This window comes from Curvibacter sp. APW13 (assembly GCF_032337135.1).
Lineage (GTDB): Bacteria > Pseudomonadota > Gammaproteobacteria > Burkholderiales > Burkholderiaceae_C > Allorhodoferax.
In genome coordinates, this window is the sequence record NZ_JAVXZZ010000001.1 from 1352488 (window position 1) to 1374978 (window position 22491).

General features: G+C 66.2%; 22 protein-coding genes and 1 pseudogene. 13 read left to right on the forward strand and 10 right to left on the reverse strand.

Annotated elements, in window-relative coordinates:
- The first annotated feature begins 126 nt into the window (after window positions 1-126).
- Entirely contained in the window at window positions 127-1014 is an 888-nt protein-coding gene (locus RQP54_RS06285) for an alpha/beta hydrolase (protein ID WP_315677316.1), read from the forward strand.
- 12 nt (window positions 1015-1026) lie between these two features.
- Here the strand turns inward: RQP54_RS06285 and RQP54_RS06290 are convergent, their stop codons facing one another.
- The 8 genes from RQP54_RS06290 to RQP54_RS06325 all read right to left on the reverse strand — a co-directional run bounded on the left by RQP54_RS06290 (window position 1027) and on the right by RQP54_RS06325 (window position 7358).
- Entirely contained in the window at window positions 1027-1608 is a 582-nt protein-coding gene (locus tag RQP54_RS06290; RefSeq protein ID WP_315677317.1) for a peroxidase-related enzyme, read from the reverse strand.
- A gap of 65 nt (window positions 1609-1673) precedes the next feature.
- Entirely contained in the window at window positions 1674-2969 is a 1296-nt protein-coding gene (locus tag RQP54_RS06295) for an FAD-binding oxidoreductase (protein ID WP_315677318.1), read from the reverse strand.
- 83 nt (window positions 2970-3052) lie between these two features.
- The gene (locus tag RQP54_RS06300) at window positions 3053-3175 is read right to left on the reverse strand and encodes a hypothetical protein (protein WP_315677320.1); all 123 of its coding nucleotides are present in this window, start codon (window positions 3173-3175) and stop codon (window positions 3053-3055) included.
- A gap of 163 nt (window positions 3176-3338) precedes the next feature.
- Window positions 3339-3833, reverse strand: coding sequence for a Dps family protein (locus RQP54_RS06305; RefSeq protein WP_315677321.1), 495 nt, complete (start codon window positions 3831-3833; stop codon window positions 3339-3341).
- A gap of 132 nt (window positions 3834-3965) precedes the next feature.
- Window positions 3966-5522 carry a methyl-accepting chemotaxis protein gene (locus RQP54_RS06310; protein WP_315677322.1) on the reverse strand — a complete coding sequence of 519 codons (1557 nt, stop codon included), beginning with the start codon at window positions 5520-5522 and terminating at the stop codon, window positions 3966-3968.
- Window positions 5523-5593: 71 nt separating this feature from the next.
- Window positions 5594-5989, reverse strand: a complete 396-nt coding sequence (locus RQP54_RS06315) for a VOC family protein (RefSeq protein ID WP_315677323.1) — start codon at window positions 5987-5989, stop codon at window positions 5594-5596.
- Window positions 5986-6825: an alpha/beta hydrolase gene (locus RQP54_RS06320; RefSeq protein WP_315677324.1), complete on the reverse strand. Its 840-nt coding sequence runs from the start codon at window positions 6823-6825 to the stop codon at window positions 5986-5988. The genes RQP54_RS06315 and RQP54_RS06320 overlap by 4 nt, the downstream gene beginning before the upstream one ends.
- Entirely contained in the window at window positions 6822-7358 is a 537-nt protein-coding gene (locus RQP54_RS06325; RefSeq protein ID WP_315677325.1) for a PadR family transcriptional regulator, read from the reverse strand. Before RQP54_RS06325 ends, RQP54_RS06320 begins: the two co-directional genes overlap by 4 nt.
- 131 nt (window positions 7359-7489) lie before the next feature.
- Between RQP54_RS06325 and RQP54_RS06330 the strand changes: the two are divergent.
- The 8 genes and pseudogenes from RQP54_RS06330 to RQP54_RS06360 form a co-directional block, all read left to right on the forward strand.
- Window positions 7490-9517: pseudogene (locus tag RQP54_RS06330) on the forward strand (FAD-dependent oxidoreductase); the annotation flags it as partial.
- Between the two features lie 66 nt (window positions 9518-9583).
- Window positions 9584-9994, forward strand: coding sequence for a nuclear transport factor 2 family protein (locus tag RQP54_RS19800; protein WP_409997542.1), 411 nt, complete (start codon window positions 9584-9586; stop codon window positions 9992-9994).
- Window positions 9995-10072: 78 nt separating this feature from the next.
- On the forward strand, window positions 10073-10888 hold the full coding sequence (locus RQP54_RS06335; RefSeq protein ID WP_315677326.1) for a crotonase/enoyl-CoA hydratase family protein: 816 nt from the start codon (window positions 10073-10075) through the stop codon (window positions 10886-10888).
- Between the two features lie 39 nt (window positions 10889-10927).
- Window positions 10928-11983, forward strand: coding sequence for a helix-turn-helix domain-containing protein (locus RQP54_RS06340; RefSeq protein ID WP_315677327.1), 1056 nt, complete (start codon window positions 10928-10930; stop codon window positions 11981-11983).
- Between the two features lie 102 nt (window positions 11984-12085).
- A complete protein-coding gene (locus RQP54_RS06345; protein WP_315677328.1) occupies window positions 12086-12448 on the forward strand; it encodes a hypothetical protein in 363 nt (120 codons plus the stop codon).
- Complete coding sequence (locus RQP54_RS06350) at window positions 12445-13302, forward strand: NAD-dependent epimerase/dehydratase family protein (protein WP_315677329.1); 858 nt, start codon at window positions 12445-12447, stop codon at window positions 13300-13302. Before RQP54_RS06345 ends, RQP54_RS06350 begins: the two co-directional genes overlap by 4 nt.
- A 13-nt stretch (window positions 13303-13315) precedes the next feature.
- Window positions 13316-13795, forward strand: coding sequence for a DUF2269 domain-containing protein (locus tag RQP54_RS06355; RefSeq protein WP_315677330.1), 480 nt, complete (start codon window positions 13316-13318; stop codon window positions 13793-13795).
- Window positions 13792-14397, forward strand: coding sequence for a DUF4166 domain-containing protein (locus RQP54_RS06360; RefSeq protein ID WP_315677331.1), 606 nt, complete (start codon window positions 13792-13794; stop codon window positions 14395-14397). The genes RQP54_RS06355 and RQP54_RS06360 overlap by 4 nt, the downstream gene beginning before the upstream one ends.
- On the opposite strand, the gene RQP54_RS06365 is transcribed toward RQP54_RS06360, so the two are convergent.
- Window positions 14394-14813: a hypothetical protein gene (locus RQP54_RS06365; protein ID WP_315677332.1), complete on the reverse strand. Its 420-nt coding sequence runs from the start codon at window positions 14811-14813 to the stop codon at window positions 14394-14396. The two genes, RQP54_RS06360 and RQP54_RS06365, sit on opposite strands and share 4 nt — an antisense overlap.
- 177 nt (window positions 14814-14990) lie before the next feature.
- On the opposite strand from RQP54_RS06365, the gene RQP54_RS06370 reads away from it, so the two are divergent.
- The 3 genes from RQP54_RS06370 (at window position 14991) to creD (ending at window position 18644) form a co-directional block, all read left to right on the forward strand.
- Entirely contained in the window at window positions 14991-15686 is a 696-nt protein-coding gene (locus RQP54_RS06370) for a winged helix-turn-helix domain-containing protein (RefSeq protein ID WP_315677765.1), read from the forward strand.
- A gap of 4 nt (window positions 15687-15690) precedes the next feature.
- Entirely contained in the window at window positions 15691-17127 is a 1437-nt protein-coding gene (gene creC, locus RQP54_RS06375) for a two-component system sensor histidine kinase CreC (RefSeq protein ID WP_315677333.1), read from the forward strand.
- A gap of 113 nt (window positions 17128-17240) precedes the next feature.
- Window positions 17241-18644 (forward strand): cell envelope integrity protein CreD, encoded by a 1404-nt coding sequence (creD, locus tag RQP54_RS06380; RefSeq protein WP_315677334.1) that lies wholly within the window; start codon window positions 17241-17243, stop codon window positions 18642-18644.
- Window positions 18645-18804: 160 nt separating this feature from the next.
- On the opposite strand, the gene RQP54_RS06385 is transcribed toward creD, so the two are convergent.
- A complete protein-coding gene (locus RQP54_RS06385; RefSeq protein ID WP_315677335.1) occupies window positions 18805-20055 on the reverse strand; it encodes a M20 aminoacylase family protein in 1251 nt (416 codons plus the stop codon).
- Between the two features lie 149 nt (window positions 20056-20204).
- Here RQP54_RS06385 and RQP54_RS06390 point away from each other — a divergent pair, with 149 nt between their 5' ends.
- A complete protein-coding gene (locus RQP54_RS06390; RefSeq protein ID WP_315677336.1) occupies window positions 20205-22469 on the forward strand; it encodes an alpha-glucosidase in 2265 nt (754 codons plus the stop codon).
- Window positions 22470-22491 lie beyond the last annotated feature (22 nt).

A 22491-nucleotide genomic window follows, 5' to 3' on the forward strand; every position in this document is an offset into this window, starting at 1 on the left:
TTACACCCCAGTTTCACAATCGGTGCTTTTGCCTGGATGGGAGAAAACATGTTCATTTCTGCGCCTCGCCTGCGGGCCTGGTTACTGGGAATCCTTTGCGTGGTCGCTTTGGGGGCCGGAGCGCAAATGCCGCCATCGGGCCCGGCACGCTATCCCACCGATCTGCAGCCGACCCATGCGGACATCGCGTATGCCCAGCTCTCTGCCCGGCAAACGTTGGACGTGTTCCTGCCCACAGGGAAAGGCCCGTTTCCGGTGGTGGTGAACATCCATGGCGGTGCCTTTCGCATGGGTTCCAAGGAGATGCTCGACACCGCCGTGGCGCGGGCCCTGCTGGCCCAGGGCTTTGCGGTGGTGAGCGTCAATTACCGGCTCAGCGCCGAGGCACGGTTTCCCGCTGCCATCGAGGACGTCAAGGCGGCCATTCGCTTCGTGCGTGCCCAGGCCGGTGCGTGGCGTCTGGATGCCCGGCATGTGCTGGTCTTCGGGCAGTCGGCGGGCGGCAATCTGGCGTCGCTGGCAGGAACCAGCGCGGCACAGGGGCTGTGGGACAACCCGGCCTTGGGGCATGCCGACCAGTCCAGTGCGGTGCAGGGCGTGATTGATTGGTTCGGGCCCAGTGACTTCGCCCAGATGGATGCGCAGGCGAAGGCGCAAGGGTGCGCGGAGCGGGACCAGACCCACGGCCAACCCGACTCGCCGGAGTCTGCCTACCTGGGGGCCCCCATCGCGCAGGTACCGGACCTGGTGCGTCTGACCAATCCGATCACGCATATCGGCCCATCCACTCCGCCATTTCTGCTCTTCAAGGGCGATCAGGACTGTGTGGTGCCGGTGGGCCAGAGCGTGCTGCTGTACGAGGCACTGCGTGCGGCCGGACGCGATGTGCAATTGGTACGGCTGCCGCATGCGGGGCATGGCGATTTCGGTGGGTCGGGTGCGTTCTCCGCCCCCGAGAATGTGCAGCGCATCGTGGCCTTTGCACAGCGGGTCGTGGCCACGCCGACGCGCTGAGCGCACTGGTGGCTAGCGCGTCTTGGGTACCCGCCCGAGCAGGTAGAACTCGGGGTTGGGCAGCATGCCCGAGACATTGGCCACGCGGTTGGACAGGCCGAAGAACGCGGTGATGCCGGCAATGTCCCAGATGTCCTCGTCGTCGAAACCGTGGGCGTGCAGGGCCTCGAAGTCGGCATCTTCCACGGTGTGACTCTCTTTGCAGACCTTCATGGCGAAGTCGAGCATGGCGCGCTGGCGCGGCGTGATGTCGGCCTTGCGGTAGTTCACCGCCACCTGGTCGGCCACCAGCGGTTTCTTTTCGTAGATGCGCAGGATCGCGCCATGGGCCACCACGCAGTACAGGCAGTTGTTCGCGGCGCTGGTGGTGGTGATGATCATCTCGCGCTCACCCTTGGTGAGGCTGGAGCCTTCGCGCAGCATCAGCGCGTCGTGGTACGCGAAGAAGGCGCGCCACTCGGCCGGGCGGCGCGCCAGGGTCAGGAACACGTTGGGGATGAAGCCCGACTTTTCCTGCACTTCGAGGATCTTGGCGCGGATGTCCTCGGGCAGGGTGTTGAGGTCGGGCAGGGGGTAGCGGGGCGTGGCGGCCATGGGGGTGTCTCCTTTTTGTGGCCCCATTGTGCCGCCGCGGCGTTACGGCACCCTTGCGCCTTTGATCACAGCAGGTCGAGCGTGCGGTAGTACAGCATGCCCAGGGCGTAGAGGGGCTGGCGCATCCACTTGCCACCGGGGAAAGGCAGGTGCTTGTAGCGTGCGAACAGGTCGAAGCGCTCGGCGTGGCCGGACACGGCCTCGGCCAGCAGCTTGCCCATGAGGTGCGTGGGTGCTACGCCGTGGCCCGAGTAGCCCTGGGCGTAGAACACGTTGCCCTTGAGGCGCCCGAGCTGGGGAATGCGGTTCATGCTGATGCCGATCTGCCCGCCCCAGGTGTAGTCGATGGCCACGTCGTGCAGTTGCGGGAACACCTTGAGCATCTTCTGGCGCATGGTCTCGGTCACGTTGGCCGGGGCCAGGCCGGTGTAGTTGCAGGCGCCGCCGAACACCAGACGCCCATCCACCGAAAGGCGGTAGTAGTCCAGCGCCCAGCGTGTGTCGCACACGGCCAACTCGCGGGTCATCACATCTTTCGCGCGCTCCCCCAGGGGTGCCGTGGCGATGACGAAGCTGGCCGCGGGCAGGTTGCGGCTGGAAAGCTGCGGCACCAGCTCGCCCAGGTACGCGTCGCCACACACGGCGACATACTTGGCATGCACCACACCGTGCTCGGTGTGCACCACGGGGTGCTCGCCCTGCTCCAGCTTCACGGCGCGGGTCTGTTCGAAGATCTGCACGCCCAGCGAGGCAGCCGCACGGGCCTCGCCCAGACAGAGCTTGAGCGGGTGCAGCTGGCCATAGCCTTCGTTGAGCAGCCCACCGAGGTACAGGTCGGATTTGACGAGGCTGCGCAGTTCGTCGCGCGAGAGCAGGCGCATGGTGTGGGGGTAGCCCAGCTCCTGCTGGCGGACCAGATCCATCGTGAAACTCTCCAGATCCCGCGGTTTGAGGGCGACGTCGCAGTAGCCGAAGCGCAGGTCGCAGTCGATGCCGTACGCGGCCACGCGCTGCTTGATGATGTCCACGCCCTCCTGCCCCATGCGCCAGACTGCGTGCACGCCTTCCTTGCCGAGGTCCTTGCGCAGGTCGTCTGCGTCCATGGAAAAGCCACCAATGAGCTGGCCGCCATTGCGCCCCGTGGCGCCCCAGCCAATGCGGTTGCCTTCGAGCACCACCACGCGGTAGCCGCGCTCGGCCAGGTGCAAGGCGGTAGAGATGCCCGAGAAACCGCCGCCAATGACGCAGACGTCGGTGTCGATGCGTTCGGCAAGCGTGGGGTAGGTGGTGTGCTCGCCGAGGGTGGCGGCGTAATACGAAGCGACGTGCTCGCGGTTTTCCTGCAGGGGACGCAAAAACATGGGGATTCCTTCCAAGACCGGTGAATGCAGGCTGGCCGTTCAAGGCGAGCCACAGGCGTTGCCGCGCTGGCGGCAGGGACTACTCAACGGTAGGAAGGTGAGATGTCCTGGTAGCGCGCCGGGGTGGCGGCAAAGTGTGCCCACAGCGTGTCCAGCTGCGGTGCTTGGCATGCAGGGTACAGGACGGAGGAAGCGGGGGAGAACATGGGCGCCGATTGTGCCGCCGCCGTGGTGGTGGCGGCAGTGCCAATGCCAGCGTCGTGCGGGTACCACCGGCACCACGCTGGTGGCGCTTGTTTGCGGTCGCTATGAACTATGTAGCGTGCTACGCAATATCCACGCGGGCTTGAGCCCTGTTTTTCTCCTTAATCAGGCGGCCAGCAGGCTACGCAGCATCCAGGCGGTCTTCTCGTGCACGTCCAGGCGTTGTGTCAGCAGGTCGGCGGTCGGCTGGTCGTTGGCCTCGCTCACCACGGCAAACAGCTTGCGTGCCGTTCGCGCTGTGGTCTCCTGGGCCACGACCAGGTGGCGCACCATCTCGTCGGCGCTGGGCACACCCTCCACTTCCTGGATGGAGGCCAGCTTCACGTATTCCTTGTAGGTGCCGGGTGCCGGGAAACCCAGGGCTCGGATGCGCTCGGCAATCGGGTCCAGCGCGTTCCACTGTTCGGTGTACTGGGCCATGAACATGTTGTGCAGGCTGTTGAACTGCGGGCCGGTCACGTTCCAGTGGAAGTTGTGCGTCATCAGGTACAGCGTGTAGCTGTCGGCCAGCAGGTGCGAGAGGCCCTTGGCAATGCGGGCGCGGTCCTTGGCGCTGATGCCGATGTCGATGGCGGGAAGAGCGGTGGTTTTCTTGGACATGGAGACTCCTTGTGTTGGTTCCTGGCGATGGCCAACTGTAGCCCGCGGGTCCCGCGCTCGCGAGGCAATTGTTTCAATCGTTCCGATAGGCAATCGCAAACGCTCCGGGCCGCAACCGGGAGTCCCTCCACCTTACAGGCGGAAAACGTCCACCGCGTTGACCAGGCGCACGGCACTCTCGTTCAGCCCGGCAGAGCTGGCCGCCGACTGTTCGACCAGTGCGGCGTTCTGTTGTGTCACGGTGTCGAGCTGGGCCACCGCGCTGTTGACCTGCGCGATGCCATTGGACTGCTGCTGCATGGCTTCGCTGATCTGCGCAATGGCCGGGCCCATGCCCTGCACCGACGACACCACCTCTTCGACCACTGCCCGTGCCGTGTTCATCTCGCGCATGCCCACCTCGATGGCCTCGCCCGAACGGGCCAGCACGTCGCGGATTTCGCGGGACGCTGCTGCGCTGCGTTGCGCCAGGGCGCGAACCTCCTGGGCCACCACGGCAAAGCCGCGCCCGTGCTCGCCGGCCCGGGCGGCCTCCACGGCCGCGTTGAGCGCCAGGATGTTGGTCTGGAAGGCGATGCCCTCGATGACGCCGATGATGTCGTGCACCTGGCTGGACGCGGTATTGATGGACTGCATGGCCACCCCCACTTTTTCCACCGCACTGCCGCCTTGCTTCACGGTCTCCATGCTGCGGGCACTGCTTTCGCCCAAACCCTGTGCAGTGGTGGCGGTCTGTGCCACGCTGCCCGAGAGTTGCTCCATCGAGGCTGCGGTCTGCTGCAGGCTGTTGGCCTGCGCTTCGGTGCGCGCCGACAGGTCCAAGCCGCCAGCGGCGATTTCGCTTGCACCCTGCGTGAACACCGAGGACTCCCTGCGCACATCGGCAACCACGGCCCGCAGGTTGATCTGGATCTGTGCCAGTGATCGGAACAGGGGAGCGATCGGGCCCGAGACACCCTGCACCTCGTGCTGGCTGAGGTTGCAACTTGCCAGCACGTCGGCCAACTCCTGTGCCCGATCCACTGGCAGGCGGATGGAGCGTTCGAACCACCACAGCAACGCAGCGCCACCCACGGCCAGCAGTGCTGCCTGCGTAGCCAGCAATGCGGTCCCGGTCAGGGGGGTGGCCCAGGCCGGCAAAACGGCCAGGCCCAGCAGGGCGATCAGTCCACCGGCCAGGTGCCAGGTGGGCGACAGGTCGGTCAACCGGCGCAGCAGCCCGCGCAGGCCCTTGGGTCGGAGCTCTCCCGCCTGCAACGTGAAGGGCCAGTCGCGCTCCTCGGTGTTGCGCATCTGGGCATAGAGCTGCTCGGTGGCAGCTACGGTGGCACGGGAGGGCTTGGTACGCACCGACATGTAGGCCACGGGCTTGCCACGTTCCATGATCGGGCTGACGTGCGCCTGCACCCAGTAATGGTCCCCGTTCTTGCAGCGGTTTTTGACCACGCCACTCCACAGCTTGCCGCGCCCTACGGTGCGCCACAGGTCGCGAAAGGCCGCCGGTGGCATGTCCGGGTGGCGGATGAGGTTGTGGTTGCTGCCGCGCAGTTCCTCGGCAGAGTAGCCGCTCACGTCAACGAAGGCCGAGTTGCAGTGGGTGATGTACCCGCGCGTATCGGTGACCGAAACCAGCATGGTCGCGTCGGGGTAGTCGACTTCTCGTTGTGTGACCGGCAGATTGACTTGCATGGCACCCCTGGTGGATGGATGTGTGGCCGCCCATTCTATTGATCTGGATCAATTTTTGGGGGCTTGGTGCCTTATGTCACTTCGTACAGCTCCAAGGGCAATCCGTCGGGGTCGGCGAAGAAGGTGAAGCGCCGGCCGGTGTACTCGTCCACGCGCACCGGCTCCACGGCGACCCCGGCCGCTTGCAGCTTTTGCACCCATGGCTCCAGGGCGTGCACCGCGAACGCGAGGTGGCGCAGGCCGCGTGCCTCGGGCCGGGTGGGGCGCGGTGGCGGGTTGGGGAAGGAAAAGAGTTCGATCTGTCCGCCATCGGGCAGGGCCAGGTCGAGCTTGTAGGAGTCGCGCTCGGCGCGGTAGTGCTCGGCCAGCACCTGCAGGCCCAGCAGCTCGGTGTAGAAGCGTTTGCTCAGGGCGTAGTCGGCGCAGATGATGGCGACGTGGTGGATGCGCAGCAACTCGGTGCTCATTTCGTTTGCAGGGTGATGCCGCGCACTGCGGCAGGGGGGGCCGGGCACCCAGTGGGCGTAGGTGTGAGAAAGGCCTGCACCGTGCGCAGTGTCAGTGCCTCGGTGGCGCGCGAGGCGCCGTGCCCGGCAAAGTGCATGTGGGTGGCGCCGTCAATCACGCCCAGCCATTGGCACGGGCCGGGCAGCACGGCAAAGGCCTCGGTGCGGCTTTGCCAGCCTTTGCCGCCCAGTTCCTCGTCGCGGGTACCGGTGAGCAGCAGCACCGGTTTGCGGATGCCCTTCCAGGCGTCAGCGGTAAAGATGCTGCCCTCGCCCTGGGGCGAGAGCGCCACGTAGGCGTCGAAGCCATCGCGGCCTCGCAGCCCGAGCTTGTTGTCCGCCCCGGCTTCCAGCAGGGTAGTCGCGGCCCCCATGGAGTGGCCCAACAGGACAGTGGTGGGCGATGCACAGCGGGGGCGTGCCCACGCGCGGGCCGCGTCCAGGTCAGCAAAGCGGCTGCGGTAGGCATCGGCGTCGGCCACCAGGTCGGCCAAGCCTTCCCGCACCTTCAAGCCGTGCACTTTTTCGCGCAGGGCCTTCATGCCACTGTCGGCATGGGCAGGCACGACGGCGAGGAAACCCCACTGCGCCAGCGCCTGGGCCAGGTAGGCGTAGCCGGTGTCCGAACCCCCTGCGCCGTGGGAAATGAGCGCCACGCCGCGGCAGGGGCCCGCCGGGGCATAGGCCTGGGCCTGGACCGTGCGGCCGTCGCTGCGGCTGAGCTGTACGGCCGTCTGCGCGTGGGCGCTGGTCAGTGCCAGGGTGAGCGTGAGCAGCGTGCCCCAGCGACGCATCATGCGCCCTCCATGGCGGTGAGCATCTCGCGCCCCCAGTCGATTTCGCCCTGTTCGTACAGGATGCCTTTTTTCAGGATCATGTACTGGATGCGCTGGCCACGGCTCAGGGCTCTGGTGGATGGGAAGTCGCGGGTTTCGATCTCGCGGTACTGGGCCAGGCGTTCTTCGTGCAGTGCAATGTGGCGGCGCACCTCCGGCGACAGGTCCACCTCACCCAGCACGGCATCGGCGCGCAGCTTCACGGTGAATTCGTCGCGCAGGTCCATGGGCGGGGCTTCTTGCTGCGCCCAGCGCGCCAGTTCCTGCCGCCCTGCTGCAAGCACCCGGTATTCCTTCTTGCGGGTCTTGCCCGCGTCGGCCGGGATGCTGGCCTCCACCCATCCCGCCGCTTCCATGCGGGCCAGTTCGCGGTAGATCTGCTGGTGCGTGGCGTGCCAGAAGTAGCCGATGGATTTGTCGAAGCGGCGCGCCAGGTCGTAGCCGGACGAGGCTTTTTCGAGCAGCGAGGTCAGGACGGCGTGGGCGAGCGACATGGGAGCGAGTCTAGCGGTGGGCTGCAAACTATGCAACCAGTTGCATAAATTCAGAAAGCCCTCTACACTTTTGTGCAACTGGTTGCATAGTTGCACCGTTTTCACAGCCAATCTCTTCTGAAGGACTCGCCATGACTGCCTATCCCCACATGCTCGCGCCCCTGGACCTGGGCTTCACCACCCTCAAGAACCGCGTGCTCATGGGCTCCATGCACGTGGGACTGGAAGAGGTGAAAAACGGTTTCGAGCGCATGGCTGCCTTCTACGCCGAGCGCGCCCGCGGCGGAGTCGGCCTGATCGTGACCGGCGGCATTGCGCCCAACGACCGCGCCCGCCCCATGCCCGGTGGCGCCGCCATGACCACGCAGGCCGAGGCCGACCACCACAAGGTGGTGACAAAAGCCGTGCACGATGCCGGCGGCAAGATCTGCATGCAGATCTTGCACTTCGGCCGCTACGCCTACCACCCCGAACTGGTGGCGCCCAGTGCGCTCAAGGCCCCCATCAGCCCCTTCCGGCCCCATGCGCTCACCACCGAGGAAGTGAAGCAGACCGTGGAGGACTACGCCAACGCCGCCGCTCTGGCCCAGAGCGCGGGCTACGACGGCGTGGAGATCATGGGCTCCGAGGGTTACCTCATCAACGAATTCATCGCTGCACAGACCAACCACCGCGAAGACGAATACGGTGGCAGCTACGAAAACCGCATCCGCTTCCCGCTGGAGATCGTGCGCCGCACACGCGAGCGTGTGGGAGCGAACTTCATCATCATCTTCCGCCTGTCCATGCTCGACTTGGTGGAAGGTGGCTCCACACAGGAAGAAGTGGTGCAGCTGGCGCAGGCGCTGGAAAAGGCGGGTGTAACCATCCTGAACACCGGCATTGGCTGGCACGAGGCGCGCATTCCCACCATTGCTACCAAGGTGCCGCGCGCGGCCTTTGCCTGGGTGACCAAGCAGCTCAAGGGCAAGGTGGGCATTCCGCTGGTGGCCACCAACCGCATCAACACCCCCGAAGTCGCCGAACAAGTTTTGGCTGAGGGTAATGCCGACATGGTGAGCATGGCGCGCCCCTTCCTGGCCGACCCCGACTTCGTGGCCAAGGCCGCTGCCGGCAAGGCGGACGAGATCAACACCTGCATCGGCTGCAACCAGGCCTGCCTGGACCACACCTTCGGCGGCAAGATCACCTCCTGCCTGGTGAATCCACGGGCCTGCCACGAGACCATCCTGGTGCAGCAACCTCTTCCTGAGTCTTCGAAGAAAGAGCGTATTGCCGTGGTCGGTGCAGGCCCCGCAGGATTGGCCTTCTCCACCGAAGCGGCCCAGCGCGGTTTCGACGTGACGCTGATCGACGCCGCACAAGAAATCGGCGGCCAGTTCAACGTGGCCAAGCAGGTGCCGGGCAAGGAAGAGTTCCATGAGACGCTACGCTACTTCTGCAAGCGCATTGCACAAACCGGCGTGAAGCTGCAGTTGGGTCGCCGTGTGAGTGCCCAGGACCTCGTGGCCGAGGGCTATAAGCACGTGGTGCTGGCCACGGGTATCGTTCCGCGCCTGCCTGCCATTGACGGCATCGACCACCCCAAGGTGTTGGGCTACCTGGACGTGCTGCGCGACAAGAAGCCGGTGGGCAAGAACGTGGCCGTGATCGGCGCGGGCGGTATCGGCTTTGACGTGTCCGAGTACCTGCTGCACGAGGGCAAGTCGCCCAGCCTAGACAAGGCGCTGTTCTTCAAGGAGTGGGGTGTGGACACCACCGGCGCCGCGCGTGGCGGCTTGGCTGAAGCGCACATCGGCGAGGTGCCGCGCAAGGTCTACCTGCTGCAGCGCAAGGTCAGCAAGGTGGGCGATGGCCTGGGCAAGACCACGGGCTGGATCCACCGCACGGGTCTGAAGAACCGTGGCGTGGAAATGATCCCTGGTGTGAACTACCGCAAGATCGACGACGCGGGCCTGCACATCACCGTGGGTGACAAGGACATGACCCTGCCCGTGGACAACATCATCGTCTGTGCCGGGCAGGACCCGAACCGCGAGCTGCAGGCCGAACTGCAGGCGGCCGGCGTGACCGTGCACCTGATCGGTGGTGCCGACAAGGCCGCCGAGCTGGACGCCAAGCGCGCCATCAAGCAGGGCACCGAGCTGGCGCTCACGCTCGACCCCAGCGCGAAGAAGGACGACGCGGCCACGGGCGCTACCTTTGCCCAGCGCGTGGCACCCAAGGTGGCCGAGAGCCTGGAAAAGTGGCACGAAATGGTGGCTGCAGCGAATGTGGGCGAGCTGCCTTCCATCCTGCACCCCAAGGCGGTGTTCCGCTCGCCCATGGCGCACACGCCTTACCCCAGCGCACAGGCCGTGCAGCTGATCCTGGGCACGGTGGTCAAGGTGTTCGAGGACTTCACCTACCACCGCCAGCTGGCCAGCGCCGACGGCCACAATGTGGTGCTGGAATTCAGTGCCAAGGTGAACGGCAAGGAGCTCAAGGGCATCGACATGATCCAGTTCGACGACGAGGGCAAGATCGTCGACTTCGAAGTCATGGTCCGCCCCATGAGCGGCCTGCAGGCGCTGGGCGACGAGATGGGCAAGCGCTTGGCGCCCTACCTCGCTGCCATGAAGGGCGCGAAGGCCTGAAAGGCGCTATGCTTGTGATAGCTGCTTACGCAATGAATACGAGGGCCAGAGCCCGAAATGACCATGAATGGAGCTGCCATGCCAACATTTGAAACCCTCAGCGTCTCGCTGGAGAATCACATCGCTACCGTGCGCCTGAACCGTCCGGAAAAGGCCAACGCCATGAACGCCGCCATGTGGCAGGAGATCCGCCAGGCTTTCGAGTGGGTGGACGCCACCCCCGAGGCCCGCGTGGCCGTGCTGCAGGGTGAGGGCAAGTACTTCACCGCCGGCATCGACCTGCAGCTGATGATGGGGCTGCCCGCGCAGATCGCCGACGACTGCGATGGCCGCATGCGCGAAAAGCTGCGCCGCCTCATCCTCGACCTGCAGGACACCCTGACCAGCCTGGAGCGCTGCCGCAAGCCCGTGCTCGCGGCCATTGCCGGGGGCTGCATCGGTGGCGGCATCGACCTCATCACCTGCGCCGACATGCGCTATGCATCGAGCGACGCCTTCTTCACCATCAAGGAAATCGACATCGGCATGGTGGCTGACGTGGGCACCTTGCAGCGCTTGCCCAAGCTCATCGGGCAGGGCATCACGCGCGAGCTGGCCTACACCGGGCGCAAGTTCGATGCGACCGAGGCGCAGGGCATCGGGCTGGTGAACCGCGTGTTCGAAAGCCGCGAGGCCCTGTATGCAGGCGTGCAGGCCATCGCCGCCGAGATTGCCGCCAAATCGCCGCTGTCCATTCGCGGCACCAAGGAAATGCTGAACTACGCCCGCGACCACAGCGTGGCCGACAGCCTGAACTACATCGCCACCTGGAACGCCGCCATGCTGCAGAGCAAGGACCTGATGGAAGCCATGTCCTCGAGCATGACCAAGAAGTCTCCGACTTTCAAGGACTGAGGCACCGTCGAGAGAGGGGCTGGGCCACAATAAGCGCCCATGACCCTGCTCCTGTCGGCTCTACTCTCCATTGGCTATTCGCTGGGCGCGTTGCTGGTCCTGGCGGCGACCCACTTCAACGCCAAGCAGTACCCACAGCACCGGGGGGTGCGCTGGGCCGGGCGCGGCCTGCTGGCTTCGCTGGGTGTCCTCCAGGTGGCACACGCCTTCGGGCTCTGGGCGTATGCGCCTGCGATGATTCATATGGTCTACGGCGCCGCGCTGCTGCTGGTCGCGCCATGCTTCTACCTCATGGCGGTACAGGTGCTGGTTCCACAGCGTCCTGCGCCGCGGAGAGCCAAGGTGTTCGCCCATCTGGCACCCGTCCTTGCTGCCGCAGTTCTGCCCTTGGCCTGGATCCTGCCGCTGGCCTTCGGTTTGGGATCTGCATATCTAGTCTGGTTGCTGCATGCGCTGTGGACGCTGCGCGCCGCACGGTCGCAGTGGATGCAGGAGGTCATACTGCTGGGGCTGGCAGCCGTAGTGGGCGTGGCCGTGTGCGTTGTGGGTCTGGTGCAGGTTGGTGTGCCCACGGAAGGGTTCTTCGCCGCCTATGCCTGTGCCATTGGGTTCGCACTGCTGCTGGTGCAGTTGCTGCTGGGCCTGCGCCCGCAATTGGCGCAGGACGCCATGGATACCGCCCAGGCCGTGGCCTATGCCACCACGACCCTGGGCGCGGTCGATGTGCCCGCCGCGCTGGCGCGCCTGGAAGTGCTCATGGCCGAACAGCACCGCTACCGCGATGCGGACCTGAGCCTGCCCCAGCTGGCGCAAGAACTGGGCCTGGGCGCCCACCAGCTCTCCGAGCTGCTCAATACCCGCCTCGGCAAGGGCTTTGGGCGCTACCTGCGCGAACGCCGGGTGGCGGCGGCCAAGCAAATGCTGCTGGACGAGCCCACGGCCTCGGTGCTCAGTGTGGGCCTGAGCGTGGGGTTCAGCGCGCAATCCAACTTTTACGAGGCGTTCCGCGAGATCGAGGGCACCACGCCAGGCCAGTACCGCAAGCTCTTCCTGGCAAGAAAGCAGGCCGATCCCGCTGGTAATGCTCCGAATTGATAAATCCGGAGCACAAAATTGCCTCGGAATTAGCAATTCGGAAGTTTTTCTGCGCCTCACATCGGACACTGAAACCGTCGTTTAACCCTTACGGAGGTTTCCATGTCATCCCTGACCACTCTGCTATTGCAAGCCACCATCAGTGTGCTGTGCAGCCTGCTGCTGATCGCCGTGCTGCGCCTGCCGCTCACCCGCACCCTTCGCCGCCTTTGTCCCGACGCCGATGCCGCGGCCTTCTGGTGGGCCTACGCCAGTGCCATGCTGGTGGGGGCGCCGCTGGCCCTGGTGTTGCTGGTGAACCTGCTCGCCCCCGGTGTCACGGCGGTGGATCAGTTGCGCGCCGCGCTGCTGACCAGCCTGTGTGGACTGCTGTGGGGCATGCACCTGCTGGGGAGGCGCCTGAGCGCCTATGTGTCCGTGCCCACCGCCAGGACGCCCGTACCGCACGGCGGGGAGGCCCTATGAACGTTCTGCTGACCGGTGCCACGGGTTTCCTTGGGCGCCACATCCACGCTGCGCTGCGGCAGGCCGGGCACAGTGTGGTGCCGGTGGCCCGCAGCCTGGGGCACGACTTCGCACACCTGCAGACCCCGGGCGACTGGGCACCTGTTCTGCAAGGTGTCGATGCCGTGGTCAACGCCGTGGGCATCATCGGTGAAACGCGGCAGCAGCGCTTCGAGGTGCTGCACACCCGCGCACCGCAAGCGCTGTTGGCAGCGGCCGAGGCAGCCGGCATTCGCCGTGTCGTGCAGATTTCCGCCCAGGGGGCCGACGCCACCGCCTTCAGTGCCTACCACCTCAGCAAGCGCCTGGCCGACGACACCGTGCGCAGCTTGCGCCAGCCCGGTTGGGTCTTGCGCCCGGGCCTGGTGTTCGGCCCCGGCGGTGCCAGCCAGGCGCTGTTCCTGCGGCTGGCACGCCTGCCCCGCATTCCCGTACTGGGGGATGGGCAACAGGCGGTGCAGCCGGTGTACGTGGGCGACGTCGTCTCCACCGTGCTGGCGTGCCTGGCCCACCAAGGCCCGGGGCAGACGCTGGACCTCGTGCGCCCGGAACCGGTGGCCTTTGCCGATTGGCTGCGCACCCTGCGCCAGTTGCAAGGCCTGCCCCCCACCGCATTGGTTTGCCTTCCATGGGCACTGGCCCACCTGGGGGCCGCAGTGGCCGCACCATTCCTGCCCATGGCCCGCTCCGAGAACCTGCGCATGCTGCGCCAGGGGCACCGGGCCGATGCCACGGCCTGGCTCCAGTTCTGGGGCCAGACCCCCACAGCCCCCCAAGCTACCCATTTGCGAGGCACTGCGCCCGCCTTGACCTAAAAGGAGCCCTGTCATGGACTACCTCACCCTCAAGACGCTGCACATCCTGAGCATGGTGCTGCTGTTCGGCACCGGCCTGGGCAGTGCGTTCTACAAGTGGATGGCCGACCGCAGCGGCGTCGTGGCCCACATCGCTGTCACCAACCGCCACGTGGTGCTCGCCGACTGGTGTTTCACCACACCCACCGTGGTGTTCCAGCCGATCAGCGGGCTGTGGATGGCGCACCTGGCGGGTTGGCCCTGGAACCAGGGCTGGATCGCCGCCAGCCTGGCCCTGTATGCCCTGGCCGGGGCCTGCTGGTTGCCCGTCGTGTGGCTGCAGATCCGCATGCGCAATCTCTCCGACCAGGCAATGGCCCGTGGTACTCCCCTGCCTTCGCAGTACTGGCGCATGGCGCGCTGGTGGTTCTGGCTGGGCGTGCCGGCCTTCACCGCCATGGTGGCCGTGGTGGCAGTGATGGTGTTCAAGCACCTGCCCGGAGGTGCGGCATGAACGCGCACGACACCCATAGCCCGATGGCCCGCGTGTTGGGGACACAGTGGGAGCGCCTGCACCCCACCTTGCGCGTGCACCACCGCGGGGGCAGCGTCCGCGAGGTCGGGACCATGGATGTGGAATTTCCGCGCTGGATGGCACCGCTGTTGTGGATGCTGCGCTGGCTCGGTGCCTTGGTGCACAGGGCGCAAGCGCAGGTGCATACCGTGGTGGACAAGCGCAGCTGCGACGGCCGCCAGTCGTTTGATCGCACCCTGACCTACGCCGATGGCCAGGTGTTGCGCTTCAACAGCACCTGGGTGGCCGAGCCCGGTGGCCGCCTGGTGGAGTACGTGAAGCCCTGGTTGGCGCTGGAGCTCTCACCCGTGGTGCAGGGCGATGCACTGCACTGTGAAGGCGTGTGCTTCCTGCTGGGCACGGGTCGCTGGTGCGTGCGCCTGAGCGAACGCTGGCTGCTGGGCCACACCATCATCCACGAGCAGGCCCTGGACGCACAGCGCTATGCGATGGACTTCCGCATGGTTCACCCGTGGTTCGGTCAGGTGTTCCGCTATGCAGGCACTTTTGCCACGGATGCCACCGTTGCCGAACGGCCTTAGTCATCGTCGTGGTGCTTGCCGTGGCCCAGGTGGCGGCCCTTGTCATGCCGCCCGTGATCATCGTCGTGGTCATCGTATCGGTCGCCATAGCGGTAATCGCCGCGCCCGTCCCACCAGCGGTAGCCGACGTTGACCTGCACGAACTGCACCGGGTAGCCGCAGGCGTTGTAGCGGTCGCAATAGTGTGACCAGCGCTGGCGGTGCTTTTCGGGCACATGCATGTAGACCACGGGAGCGCCCACGACCACGGGTGCAATCACTACCGGGCGGGGGTTGTATACCGGGGGCGGTGGCGCATTGCCGAACGTTACCTGTCCGTAGACACCGGGAGAAAAGACGCCGCCTACGCTGACGTTGACATAGGACTGGGCGTGCGCGGCTGCAGTACAAAAGACACCCAGCGAGAGTGCAGCCACAAGGCGTTGGCGGGACCGGAGAGGCAGGCAAGGAAACATAAACCGAAGCGATTGTTGAGACATGGCAATTAACGCCTGCAATCGCGCTGGTGGAGAGAGGCATGCAGTTAACCGCCGGTACCAATCGTGACCTTGTGTAAAGCCAGCCGCATCGACCTCATGCACAATGCCCGCACCATGGGCTGCTCCATTCTCCTTGTCGAAGACGATCCTGCCATTGCGCGCACGGTGGCCTATAGCCTGGAGCGTGAGGGCTGGCATGTGGTGCACAGCTTGTCGCTGCAGGACGCGCGTTGCCAGATGGCCGCCGCACTGCCCGATGCCCTGGTGCTGGATCGGGGCCTGCCAGACGGCAGCGGGCTGGATTGGCTGCGCCAGTTGCGCCAGGAACGGTGCACGGTACCGGGGCTGATCCTCAGTGCGCAGGGCGAAGAACTGGACCGGGTGCTGGGGCTGGAGCTCGGGGCCGACGACTACCTTGCCAAACCCTTCAGCCCGCGCGAGCTGGTGGCGCGGGTGCGGGCCTTGTTGCGACGCAGTGCCATTGCGCCCGAACCAGCAGCAGCGCAGCGGACGGCTGTGTTGGCCGATGATCTGCCAGGCCAGCGTATCCTGTTGCGCGGAGCAGCCTTGCCGCTGACCCGGCGCGAATACCGCTTGCTGTCGCACCTGCTGGGCGGTGTCGGCCGCATCTACAGCCGCGATCAGTTGCTCGAAGCCGTTTGGGGCGATGACAGCGACAGCATCGACCGCACGGTGGATACCCATGTGAAGACCTTGCGAGCCAAGTTGCGCGCCGTCGATCCGGCGCACGAGTACATCGAGACCCACCGCGGCATGGGCTACAGCCTGAAGCTGCCGCCCGTGGCCTGAACCCATGCGCCTGGGACTGCGCCTGCTGTTTGCCTTCTTCCTTGTCAACGGGATAGCGGCCTTCTTCCTGCTGCGCGTCTTCATGGGCGAAATCAAGCCCAGCGCGCGTGAGGTCATGGAAGACATGATGGTGGACACCGCCCATGTGCTGGCCGAACTGGCCAGCGACGACCTGGGCTCGGGCCGCCTGCACCGCGCCGATGCCAATGACAGCCGCTTTGCCCAGCACCTGCACCAGTACGCTCAGCGCGACGTGCATGCGCGCATCTGGGGCATGGACAAGCGCAGCCTGGACTACCGCATCTACCTCATCGACGCCTCCGGTCGGGTGCTGCTCGATTCGCAGGGCGAGTCTCAGGGACAGGACTTTTCGCAGTGGCGTGACGTGATCCTCACCCTGCGCGGCGAGTACGGTGCGCGCTCCACGCGCGCCGTGGCGGGCGACGACACCAGCACGGTCATGCATGTGTCGGCCCCGGTATGGGTGGATGGCCGCATTGCCGGGGTGCTGACCGTGGCCAAACCCAATCGCACGGTACAGGCCTTCATCGACCGGGCCGAGAACAAGCTGTTGGTGCAAGGGCTGTGGATGCTGGGGCTGTCGGCCGCAGTGGGTGTGGGCGTGACCCTGTGGATGGTGTGGAACGTGCGCCGCCTGCGCAGCTACGCGCAGCAGGTGCAGTCGCCCCAGGAGGAGCCCTTGGCCCCGCCCCCCGAGGTGCCCCGGGTGCCCGGTGAACTGGGCGACCTGGCCCAGGCCATGGAGCAGATGCGCCTGCGCCTGCAGGGCCATGCCTACATCGAGTCGTATGTGCGTGCATTGACCCACGAACTCAAGAGCCCGGTGTCGGCGCTGCGCGGGGCCGGTGAACTGCTGCAGGAAGACCTGCCCGAAGCGGACCGGCGCCTGTTCGCCACGCAGGTGGTGCAGCAGAGTGAGCGCCTGCAGCACCTGATCGAGCGCCTGCTGGAACTCTCCAAGCTGGAGCAACGCGCCCCGCAGCACCTGGAGGCGCAGACCGACCTGTTGGCATGTGTGCACCAGGCGGTGCAGCAGGTGCAGGCGCGTGCGCAGCAACGGGGGCTGGCGCTGGCGGTTCAGGGCGAAGGTGGTCTGGGGCCCTGGGACGCCGAGCTGCTGGCCCTGGCCATCGGCAACGTGCTCGACAACGCCATCGATTTCTCCCCGGCCGCAGGGCGCATCGACATCATGGTCGATGCAGTCAGCGTGACGGTCAGGGACCACGGCCCGGGGGTGCCCGACTATGCGCTGCCACGCCTGGGCGAGCGCTTCTACACCACGGCCCGCCCGGGTGGTGAACGCAGCGGCTCGGGGCTGGGGCTGGCCATCGTGCGCCGGGTGATGGCCTTGCACGGTGGGCTGCTGCGTGTGGAAAACGCCCAGCCGGGTTTGCGCGTCACGCTCGACCTGCGCCGCTGAGCCAACCCCTTGCGCCGCTGCAAGCGCAGCACTTCACACCGGCTTCACAGACTTCATCGTGGGATCACGGTCGCGCACGACAGTGCACGCATCGTCAACCAATGGAGAAGTTCATGAAGTCCCTCGGGATGAAGAAAGCCCTGGCCCTGGTGGCCATCGTACTGGTGCTGATGCTGGGCCTGGATCGCATCGAAGGCGTGGTGCGCGACCGTGCCTACCACCGCAACCTGGCCACGCAGGCCGTGTCGCAGAGCCTGGCCGGTGCCCAGACCCTGCTTGGCCCCTTGCTGCATGTGTCCTGTGTGGAGACCTGGGACGTGCTGCAGGGCAACGAACATGAACGCAAGCTGGTGGAGCAGCGCCAGGAACGCACCCATGTGCTGGCGCCCACCGAACTCAGCGTGGGTGGTGATGCGGCACCCCAGGTGCTCAAGCGGGGCCTGTACCCCATACCGACCTACCTGCTGCATGGCCAGATCCAGGCCCGCTGGGACCAGCTGGAGGCCCTGCGCCCGGCGCCGACGCAGAAGAACTCGCGCCTGCAGTGTGGCGCCCCGGTGCTGATGGTGGCCGTGACCGACACCCGTGGCGTGCGCAGTGCCAAACTTACGGCGCTGGGGCAGGAGCGCATGCTCAAGCCTGGCACCTTCCATGCCGTGTACAAGCAGGGGCTGCACGCCCTGTTGCCCGACGCCGTGCGCCACCAGACCGAACCCCTGCAGGTGCAGCTGAACCTGGAATTGGCCGGCACCGAGCAGCTGTCCATCGTGCCGCTGGGCGAGCAGAGCACGATCCATGTCCGCAGCGCCTGGCCGCACCCGTCGTTTGGCGGGCACTTTCTGCCCAGCGAGCGTGAGGTGCGTGCCGATGGGTTCGACGCCCATTGGCGCCTGAGTGCACTGGCTACCAGTGCGTCGCAGGATGTGGTGGCCGGCAAACCGCTGTGCGCCTGGTCCTGGAACGAGGGAGGACCCGGCGAGGAGGTGGATGCGCCGCCTATCGACAACTGTGCGCAAAGTGTGCGCTTGCGCCTGATCGATCCGATCAACCCCTACACCCTGGCCGACCGTGCCACCAAGTACGGGCTGCTCTTTGTGGCGCTGACCTTCGTGACCGTGGGTCTGGTCGAGCTGCTACAGCGCCGCGCCGTGCACCCGGTGCAGTACCTGCTGGTGGGCAGTGCCCTGAGCGCCTTCTTCCTGCTGCTGCTGAGCCTGTCCGAACACCTGCCGTTTGCGCTGGCCTATGGCGTAGCCGCCAGCGCCTGCGTGCTGCTGCTGGGCTACTACGCGGTGCACATGCTCGGGCGGCTGGGGCAAGGCTTGCTGCTGGGGCTGGGCATCGGCGTGCTGTACGGCGTGCTGTTCGTGCTGCTGCGCCTGGAGCAGACGGCATTGGTGGTGGGTTCTGTCGCCCTGTTTGCTGTGCTCGCCAGCATCATGGTGCTCACCCGCAAGGTGGATTGGTATGGGCTGGGACAGGGGGCACGCAGCGGTGAGGCGGGAGTGCAGGCATGAGGGCGGCACAGGCGGGTGGCCCTGCAATGCGGGAGCACCAGCGGCGCCTGACCGCCGCCCTGCGGGAGGGCGACCGCCGGGCGGCACGCCTGGCGCGTATGGGGCTGATGGCCGCCATGCGAGACCAGTGGCTGGTCTTGCTGCGCGGCGATCCGGGCCCCTACGGCGTGGCGGTGGCCTCCAGCGGCATGCCCTGCTCCACGATCCCCGCAAACAGCGCACTGCCCAGCGGCAGCACCTCGTCGTTGAAATCGTAGGCCGGGTGGTGCAGGCAGTTGGACGTGGGGCCCGTGGCGGTGCCCTGGCCCAGGCGCAGGTAGGCGCCGGGCTTGGCCTGCAGCATGAAGGAGAAGTCCTCTGCGCCCATGCTGGGCTCCAGGTTGCGGGTCACGTTCTCTTCGCCCACGATGCTGGCGGCCACGTCCCCCGCAAACTGGGCTTCGCCGGGGGTGTTCACGGTGGCCGGGTACATGCGTTCGAACGTCACCTGCACGGTGGCACCGAATGCCTGGGCCACGGCCACGCACAGTTCCTGCAGGCGCCGCTCCACCAGGTCCTGCACCGCGGTCTTGAAGGTGCGCACGGTGCCCACGATACGCGCACTGTTGGGCACCACGCTCATGGCGCTCAGGTCGCCGGCCTGCACCGCGCACAGGCTGATGACGGCGCTGTCCACCGGCTTCACATTGCGCGAGACGATGCTCTGCACCGCGGTGATGATGTGCGCGGCCACCAGCACCGGGTCCACGGTCTGGTAGGGGTGGGCCCCATGCCCGCCGCGGCCGGTGATCTCGATGCTCACGCGGTCGGCCGCTGCCATCATGGCACCGGGGTTGATGCCGATCTGCCCCGGTGCCAGGGAGGGCCAGTTGTGCATGGCGTACACCGCGTCCACCGGAAAGCGCTCGAACAGGCCGTCGCGCACCATTTCGCGCGCCCCGGCATAGCCTTCTTCGCCGGGCTGGAAGATCAGCACGGCCGTACCGGCAAAGTGGCGCGTTTCGGCCAGGTAGCGTGCGGCGCCGACCAGCATGGCGGTGTGGCCGTCGTGGCCGCAGCCGTGCATGCGCCCGGGTGTGTTGGACTTCCAGGCAAAGTCGTTGTGCTCGGCCAGGGGCAGCGCGTCCATGTCGGCGCGCAGGCCCAGCATGGACGCCTGCCCGGCGCGGGCCTTCTCGCGCCCGTGAATGACCGCCACGACACCGGTCTTGCCGATGCCGGTATGGATTTCATCGACTCCGCAGACCTTGAGCGACTCGACCACGCGTTTGCCCGTGTACAGCTCCTCGAATCCCAATTCCGGGTGGGCGTGCAGCTCGCGGCGCAATGCGGTGAGTTCAGGGTGAAAGGCGGCAATGCGGGCAAAGGCGCGGCCGCCGGCACGCAGCGCGGAAGTTTGGGGCGATGTCATGGCGCAACTGTAGCGCCGCTTGTGCTGTGGTGCCACGGCCCTGTGGCAACGCGCCAGAACGTGTCCCACGCGGGCGCATGGGCGCCATAGCGGCTATAAACCACCCTCACAGCCCGCAGGCTTGGCCGGGCAGCACGAGGAGACATCGCATGAAGAAGATTCTGGGAACGCTGGCAGTGGCGTCGTTGGTCGGCGCGGGCCTGTACTGCGTGAATGGTCCTTTGGCCACCGCGCAGGCGCCCTACGCCCACTTGGAATTGGCCCCGGGACTGGCTGGTACCAGCTACGCCCTTGGGGGCTACCGCGTCATGCTCGACGGCTCCGCGCAACCCCGCTTGCGCATCATGCGCAACGGGCAGGCGCACGCCGTGTTCGAAAACATCCCCGGCCGGGCTTTTGTGGCGGCGGGCCGCGGGCGCGACGAATTCCATGAAGCGCGCGGCATGGTGCGTGTGGATACCACCACCCCAGTGCGTTGCACCGACCAGCGCATCGACACCGTGCAGTCCGACGCAGGGCAGTTCGTCCTGGGCGGCGTGCTGCAGTGCCTGGATGGTCCGCAGCCTTACCGCATGCGCTTGCATGGCGGTGCCGGCACCCACCTGGCGTTCAGCGTGGAGCTGTTGCCGCGCCAAGACGCACAGGCTGCGCCCTACAACCGCGTGCTGCTGGTGGCGGCCTCTTCGGCCGACGAAGGCATCTACGGCTTTGGCGAGCAGTTCAGCTACTTCAACCAGAAAGGTCGCCTGCTGCCCATCCTGGTGAGCGAACAGGGCGTGGGCCGGGGCCTGCAGCCCATCACGTTCGCGGCCGACCTCACCAACAATGGCGCCGGCGGCAAATGGCACACGTCCTATGCGGGCGTGCCGCACTTCATCACCACGGCGCAGCGCGGCCTGCTGCTCGACACGCACGATTACGTGGAGTTCGACATGCGCAGGGCCGAATCCACCGTGGTGGAGCTGCATGGCACGCAACTGTCGGGCCACTTCCTAGCCGGGAATTCGCCGCTGGAATTGGTCACGGCCAGCACCGAGCTGACCGGGCGCATGCGACCGCTGCCCGAGTGGGTGACGCAGGGCGCCATCATCGGGCTGCAGGGAGGCACCGCCAAGGTGCGCGAAGCCCTGGCCCAGTTGCAGGCGCAGAAGACCCCGCTGGCGGCCTTCTGGCTGCAGGACTGGGTGGGCCAGCGCATCACGACCTTCGGCAAGCAGCTGTGGTGGAACTGGACCGTAGACGAGAAGCGCTACCCCGGCTGGGACGCGCTGGTGGCCGACCTGAAGAAGGACCGTATCAGCGTCATGACCTACGTGAACCCCTTCCTGGCCGATGTGGAAATGCGCCGCGACGAGCAGGGCGCGGGCTACCGCAATCTGTTCGCCGAGGCGCAGGCCAAAGGCTACCTCGTGAAGAAAGCCGACGGATCACCGTATCTCATCCTCAACACCAGCTTCTCGGCTGGGCTGTTGGATCTGACCAACCCCGAGGCCTGGAAATGGATGAAGGACGTCATCAAGAAGGAAGTCATTGCCCGTGGCTCGGCGGGCTGGATGGCCGACTTCGGCGAAGGCTTCCCCATGGACGGTGTGACCCATGCCAAGGTCGACCCGGTGCAGCACCACAACGCCTACCCCGAACTCTGGGCGCAGCTCAACCGCGAAGCCATTGCGGAAGCGGGCGTGGGCACCACGGCCACGTTCTTCAGCCGCTCGGGCTACACCCGCTCACCCGCGCAGAGCACGCTGTTCTGGCTGGGCGACCAGCTCGTTACCTGGGACGCGCACGACGGCCTGAAGACCGCCGTGACGGGGTTGCTGAGTTCGGGCATTTCGGGCTACGCCTTCAACCACTCGGACATCGGTGGCTACACCACCATCACCAGCCCGATCAAGAACTACCACCGCTCCAAGGAACTGTTCCTGCGCTGGACGGAATTGGCGGCCTTCAACACCGTGTTCCGCACCCACCAGGGCAACCGCCCTGACGACAACTGGCAGTTCAACAGCGATGCCGAGACGCTGGCCCACTTTGCCCGCATGGCCCAGGTCTACGCCTGCTGGGAACCCTACCGCCGTACCCTCATTGCCGAGGCCGCCACCAAAGGCTGGCCCGTGGTGCGTCACCCCTACCTGCACTACCCGCAGGAGGCGGCGTTCCGCAGCATGGACAGCGCGCAATTCATGGTGGGAGCGGACTTCATGGTGGCGCCCGTGCTCGACCCTGGTGTGAAGGCGGTGCGCGTGACGCTGCCAAAAGGCGATTGGGTGGACCTGTGGAGCGGCCAGCCCGTAACGAGCGGTTGGCTCAAGGAAGTTGCGGCCCCACTGGGTCGACCGCCCGTGTTCTACCGCGCGGGTTCCGCCTCCGGAGAGCAACTGCGCGGCTGCCTGAAGCACAGGCAATTGCTATGAAATAAGGAGCTGGCTACGGAGC

Coding starts and splice junctions, on each gene's coding strand:
- RQP54_RS06285 (WP_315677316.1), top strand. CDS start 127: ATGCCGCCATCGGGCCCGGCACGCTATCCCACCGATCTGCAGCCGACC.
- RQP54_RS06290 (WP_315677317.1), bottom strand. CDS start 1,608: ATGGCCGCCACGCCCCGCTACCCCCTGCCCGACCTCAACACCCTGCCC.
- RQP54_RS06295 (WP_315677318.1), bottom strand. CDS start 2,969: ATGTTTTTGCGTCCCCTGCAGGAAAACCGCGAGCACGTCGCTTCGTAT.
- RQP54_RS06300 (WP_315677320.1), bottom strand. CDS start 3,175: ATGTTCTCCCCCGCTTCCTCCGTCCTGTACCCTGCATGCCAAGCACCG.
- RQP54_RS06305 (WP_315677321.1), bottom strand. CDS start 3,833: ATGTCCAAGAAAACCACCGCTCTTCCCGCCATCGACATCGGCATCAGC.
- RQP54_RS06310 (WP_315677322.1), bottom strand. CDS start 5,522: ATGCAAGTCAATCTGCCGGTCACACAACGAGAAGTCGACTACCCCGAC.
- RQP54_RS06315 (WP_315677323.1), bottom strand. CDS start 5,989: ATGAGCACCGAGTTGCTGCGCATCCACCACGTCGCCATCATCTGCGCC.
- RQP54_RS06320 (WP_315677324.1), bottom strand. CDS start 6,825: ATGATGCGTCGCTGGGGCACGCTGCTCACGCTCACCCTGGCACTGACC.
- RQP54_RS06325 (WP_315677325.1), bottom strand. CDS start 7,358: ATGTCGCTCGCCCACGCCGTCCTGACCTCGCTGCTCGAAAAAGCCTCG.
- RQP54_RS06335 (WP_315677326.1), top strand. CDS start 10,073: ATGCCAACATTTGAAACCCTCAGCGTCTCGCTGGAGAATCACATCGCT.
- RQP54_RS06340 (WP_315677327.1), top strand. CDS start 10,928: ATGACCCTGCTCCTGTCGGCTCTACTCTCCATTGGCTATTCGCTGGGC.
- RQP54_RS06345 (WP_315677328.1), top strand. CDS start 12,086: ATGTCATCCCTGACCACTCTGCTATTGCAAGCCACCATCAGTGTGCTG.
- RQP54_RS06350 (WP_315677329.1), top strand. CDS start 12,445: ATGAACGTTCTGCTGACCGGTGCCACGGGTTTCCTTGGGCGCCACATC.
- RQP54_RS06355 (WP_315677330.1), top strand. CDS start 13,316: ATGGACTACCTCACCCTCAAGACGCTGCACATCCTGAGCATGGTGCTG.
- RQP54_RS06360 (WP_315677331.1), top strand. CDS start 13,792: ATGAACGCGCACGACACCCATAGCCCGATGGCCCGCGTGTTGGGGACA.
- RQP54_RS06370 (WP_315677765.1), top strand. CDS start 14,991: ATGGGCTGCTCCATTCTCCTTGTCGAAGACGATCCTGCCATTGCGCGC.
- creC (WP_315677333.1), top strand. CDS start 15,691: ATGCGCCTGGGACTGCGCCTGCTGTTTGCCTTCTTCCTTGTCAACGGG.
- creD (WP_315677334.1), top strand. CDS start 17,241: ATGAAGTCCCTCGGGATGAAGAAAGCCCTGGCCCTGGTGGCCATCGTA.
- RQP54_RS06385 (WP_315677335.1), bottom strand. CDS start 20,055: ATGACATCGCCCCAAACTTCCGCGCTGCGTGCCGGCGGCCGCGCCTTT.
- RQP54_RS06390 (WP_315677336.1), top strand. CDS start 20,205: ATGAAGAAGATTCTGGGAACGCTGGCAGTGGCGTCGTTGGTCGGCGCG.